This window comes from Microbacterium sp. K41, from assembly GCF_004794395.1.
Taxonomy (GTDB): domain Bacteria; phylum Actinomycetota; class Actinomycetes; order Actinomycetales; family Microbacteriaceae; genus Microbacterium; species Microbacterium sufflavum.
In genome coordinates this window covers 1-3,389 of sequence record NZ_SSDO01000367.1, presented here as the reverse complement: position 1 = coordinate 3,389, position 3,389 = coordinate 1, and the positions used below count along the sequence as shown (strand labels likewise).

Here is a 3,389-nt window from a genome sequence, read left to right as displayed (position 1 = left end):
GCCCCGGCGCGGCGCCCGGACTGCACGTCGCTCACGGTGTCGCCGACCACCGCGGCCGCGTCCACCGCCGAGGCCCCGCAGCGCAGGAGCGCGGCGAGCACGAGGTCGGGCGCCGGACGGCCGCGGCCCGCGTCCGCGGGTGAGAGCGCCACGTCGACGAGGTCGCCCCATCCGAGCCCGTCGAGCAGCGCCTGCCGGGTCACTGGTGCGAACCCGGTGGTCAGGGCCACGGCGAGTCCGGCGTCCTTGAGCCCCTGGATCGCGTCCGCGGCCCCGGGGATCTCGGTCACGCCGTGTTCCGCGACGATCTCCGCATACGCGTCCTCGAATGCGGCGGTGGCGCGCTGCGCGGCGGCGAGGTCGCCGTCGGCGAGGTGCAGGAAGACGTCGAGCTTCGACTGCCCCATGGTGGCGCGCACGTGGTCGAGCGCCTCCTCCCACGGCAGCCGCGCGGCCACCCCGGTGCGCTCGGCGGCGCGCTGGAACGCCTGCTCCACCACGCCGTCATCGCGCACGGTGGTGCCGGCCATGTCGAGGACGACGAGTTCGATCGGAGTGGTCATGGTGTTCCTTCCAGGGCGGGTGCCCGGCCGAGGGCCGAGGCGAGGGTGAGCTCGGCGAGTCCGAGCCCGCAGGTCATGCCGATGCCGGTGGTCGCGGCGATCACCAGGGTGCCGTCGTCGCCGCGGTCGACGAGGAACTCGCCCGGGGCCTTGGCGTACACGCCCTGCCACCGCTCGATCACGCGCGGCTCCGGCATGTCGAACAGCGCCAGAGCCTCCGCGAGGAACGCGGCGAACGCGGCCTCGGGCTGGAACGGCGCGGGAGCGGTCGCGGTCGCGTGCGAGTCGCCCAGGATCAGGGTGCCGTCGGGCAGCTGCGTGTACATCTGGTTGAGGTCGAGCGCGGCGAGGTCGGGGCGTTCGGCGTGCAGGCGCTCGCGCAGCGCCGCGGCCTGCGGGGTCGCGGCGAACCGGCCGTAGCGGATGAGCGACCACCCGGTGAGCAGGGGCGCGTCGAGCGGTCGCGGGAGGGTCGCCGCGACCCGCATCATGTCGAGGGCGCAGCGGGCGACACCGTGCCGCTCGGCGAGCTCGGGCAGCAGCTGGTCGAGGTCGTGGTTCACGGCGACGACCACGACCCCGGCATCGATGCGACCGCGCGTGGTCTCGACCCGTCCGTCGGCGAGGCGGGTCGCGGCGGTGCGGAAGCGGAAGTCCACACCGTTCGCGGCGAGGTGGCGCACGATCGCGGCGGCCGCAGTGCGCGGATCGGTCTGCAGGTCGGCATCGATGAGCGCGCCACCGTGCAGCCCCTCCGCGCGCAGCGGCGCCCGGCGGCGCAGTTCGGCGCTGTCCAGCATCCGGATGCCGCCGTCGTGCGCCGCCGCCTCCAGCACGTCCAGCTCGTCCCGGTGCCTGGCGGCCACGAGCGTGCCGGACTCGCGCAGCCAGAACCCGGCGTCGCGGGCGAGCCGCAGCCACAGTTCGCGCGAGGTGTCGGCGTAGCGCCGCGCGTCTCCGCCCTGGGCGCCGATGCACAGGTGCCCGAAGTTGCGCACGGTCGCACCGACGGGCCGGTCGCTGCGGTCGAGCACGATCACGCGCAGCCCCCGGCGGACGGCGGCGTACGCGGCGCCGAGCCCCACGATGCCCGCACCGATCACGACCACGTCGGCGGTGTCGTTCGCGCGGGTCATCGGAACACCTTCCTCATCCACATCGCGAGACCCTCCACCGCGAGCACGGTCACCAGGATCATCAGGACGATCGCGGTCACCGTCTCGTAGCGTGAGCCCTGGCTGGCGTTCAGCAGGTAGTACCCCACGCCGCCGCCGCCGACGATGCCCAGGATGGTGGCGGCACGGATGTTGGTGTCGAGCATGTAGAAGCTGTGCCCGATCAGCGCCCTGGTCCCCTGCGGCACGGTGGCGGCCGCGTAGGTCTGCAGGCGGGTCGCACCGACCGCACGCAGTGCGCGCTCCGGTCCGCGGTCGACCTCTTCGAGGGAGTCGGCGATGAGCTTGCCCAGCAACCCGATGCCGCCGATCGCGAGCGCGATGACGCCGGCCTGGGCGCCCAGTCCCGTGATGACGACGAGCACGATCGCGAGGATGAGCTCCGGGATGCCGCGGATGCCGACGAGCAGCAGGCGCGCGGTCCCTCGCGCGGCTCCGTTCGGGGCGACGTTGCGGGCGGCGAGCGAGCCGAGCAGCAGGGAGGGCAGCAGGGTGAGCACGGTCGCGGCGAGCGCGATCGCGACGGTCTCGCGCATGGCCTCCAGCATCGCGGGCGCGTCGTAGTTCCCGAACGACGGCGGCCAGAAGCGCGCGGCGACCTCGGGGAGCTTGGCCCAGAACGTGAAGAGGTCGAGCCAGGTGATCTGGCTCACCGCGACGCTGCCGATCACGACCAGGACGGCGGCGACCCCGGCGAGGGTGTGGCGCACGCGCTGCGCGGTCCAGGGGCGGCGGAGGGCGGTCTGCGGTGTCGCTGCCCACTCCGACCGGGCGGCGGTGGGCGCGGTCGTGCGGCGCAGCCGGGGGTGCACGAGGCGGTCCATCCAGGAGCGCGTCTGCCGCTGCTCGCCCAGCATGGCCCCGCGCACGAGGCTCGACACGACCTCCATCGCGATGCACAGCGCGAAGATCACGAGCGCGATGCCGAGACCCTTGCCGTAGTTGAGCGCCTTGAACGCATACGACATCTCCAGACCGAGCCCTGCGACGCCGACGTAGCCGAGGACGACGCTGCCGCGCAGGTTGATGTCGTTGCGGTGCAGCACGGTCGCCACCCAGCTCGGCAGCACCTGCGGGAGGATGCCGGCGGTGAACTCCTGCAGCTTCGAGCCGCCCGCGGCCCGGATCGCCAGGCGCGGCCCCTCGTCGATCTGCTCGATCGCGTCGGCGAACATCTTGGAGATCATGCCGATCGAGTGGATGCCGATCGCGAGGATGCCGGGCAGGGTGCCGAGCGAGAACATCAGCACGAACGCCATCGCGAGCACCACGTCGGGCAGGGCGCGGGTCAGCACGCCGACGAACCGCGCCGCGGCGCGCCAGCCCGCTCCCGGGGTGGTGTTGGAGGCGGCGAGGTAGGCGATCGGCACCGACAGCACCGCGGCGAGCAGGGTGCCCACGAGCACGAGGCCCACCGTCAGCGCGATGAGCCACAGGAGCTCGCCGGGCTCCGGGAAGGAGAGGCCGCCGACGCGGGCCAGGAAGTTCTGCGCGTTGCCCCAGCTCTGCACCATCGCGGGGATCGAGATGTCGACGTCGCGCACCGCGAGCACACCGAGCACGACGAGCGCGACGAGCGTGAGTCCCGCGGCGATGCGCTCCGGGGAGGGCCGGCGCCGGGGCGCACGGGCCGCGACGGTCGCCCCGCCCG

General features: G+C 73.8%; 3 protein-coding genes. All 3 read right to left on the bottom strand.

Annotated elements, in window-relative coordinates:
• The coding region (locus DW309_RS11520) for an HAD family hydrolase (protein ID WP_136045449.1) at nt 1–563 on the bottom strand (563 nt) is incomplete at its 3' end.
• The gene (locus DW309_RS11515; protein WP_136045448.1) at nt 560–1,699 is read right to left on the bottom strand and encodes a TIGR03364 family FAD-dependent oxidoreductase; all 1,140 of its coding nucleotides are present in this window, start codon (nt 1,697–1,699) and stop codon (nt 560–562) included. The genes DW309_RS11515 and DW309_RS11520, both read right to left, overlap by 4 nt.
• Nucleotides 1,696–3,389, bottom strand: a 1,694-nt coding sequence (phnE, locus tag DW309_RS11510; protein ID WP_240753196.1) for a phosphonate ABC transporter, permease protein PhnE, incomplete at its 5' end; no start/stop codon positions are given. The genes DW309_RS11515 and phnE, both read right to left, overlap by 4 nt.